At 66.0% G+C, this 937-nt stretch carries 2 protein-coding genes; both read right to left on the bottom strand.

All coding sequences use genetic code 11. From position 1 onward, the window contains the following. Positions 1-295 (bottom strand): ATP-binding cassette domain-containing protein (locus EN884_RS37125; protein WP_128361189.1); only part of this gene is annotated, 295 nt, incomplete at its 3' end. After that, the coding region (locus EN884_RS37120; protein ID WP_245492066.1) for an ATP-binding cassette domain-containing protein at positions 292-937 on the bottom strand (646 nt) is incomplete at its 5' end. The genes EN884_RS37125 and EN884_RS37120, both read right to left, overlap by 4 nt.

Here is a 937-nt window from a genome sequence, read left to right as displayed (position 1 = left end):
GGTTGAAGGCGGCAAGCGGGTCCTGGAACACCATTTGCAGGCGCGCGCGGCGGGCACGCAGTGCTGCGCTGCGCAGGGCCAGGAAATCGTCGCCTTCGAACTCGATGCGTCCGTCGTCCGGCTCGATCAATCGCAGCACCACCCGCGCGATCGTCGATTTGCCGCTGCCGGAGGGTCCGGCCAACGCCAGCGTTTCGCCCGGCTCGATGTGAAAGGAGACATCGTCGACTGCAGCGATGGTGTTGTCGCCGCGACGGTAGCGCTTGGTGAGGTTGGACACCGCCAGCAGGCTCATGCGTGGAGCCCGGCTCGGTTCAGCAGCGGCTTGGTGTCGAGGCCGATATCGGCATCGAGCAATGCGCGCGTATAGGGTTGGGCCGGGGCGCCGACAATCTGCGCCGTCATGCCAAGCTCGACCAACTGCCCATGGCGGAAAACGGCGATGCGCCCGGCAAGCTCGGCCGCCAGCGCGATGTCATGGCTGATGAACAGCAGCGTCATGCCGTCCTCGGTCACCAGGCGTCGGATCAAGGCGACGATCTCGGCCTGCACGATGGTATCGAGCGCGCTGGTCGCTTCGTCGGCGATCAGCAATTTCGGACCGGCCGCAATGGCGGCGGCGATCGCCACACGCTGCTTCTGGCCGCCGGAAAGCTGGTGCGGGAAGGCGCGCAGGGCCGAGTCAGGATCGGGCAGGCGGACGCGTTCGAGCAGGGTTTTGGCCCTGGCATAGGACTGGGACCAGGTGAGGCCGAGATGGGTGCGGGCGACTTCGGCGATTTGTTTGCCGATTGGCATTACGGGGTCGAGGCTGGCGGATGGGTCCTGGAAGACGAAACCGATATCGCGGCCGCCGCGGGGAGGGTGACTTGATCTGGTGAAGAGCTTTTGCGGTCTGTGCTCTACGAGGCCCCCCTCTGTCCTGCCGGACATGTCC

The sequence above is a fragment of the Mesorhizobium sp. M7A.F.Ca.AU.001.01.1.1 genome, from assembly GCF_004022735.1.
In the GTDB taxonomy this organism is placed as follows: domain Bacteria; phylum Pseudomonadota; class Alphaproteobacteria; order Rhizobiales; family Rhizobiaceae; genus Mesorhizobium; species Mesorhizobium ciceri.
The sequence above is the reverse complement of the archived record's forward strand: the minus strand, read 5'-3'. Positions and strand labels throughout refer to the sequence as shown.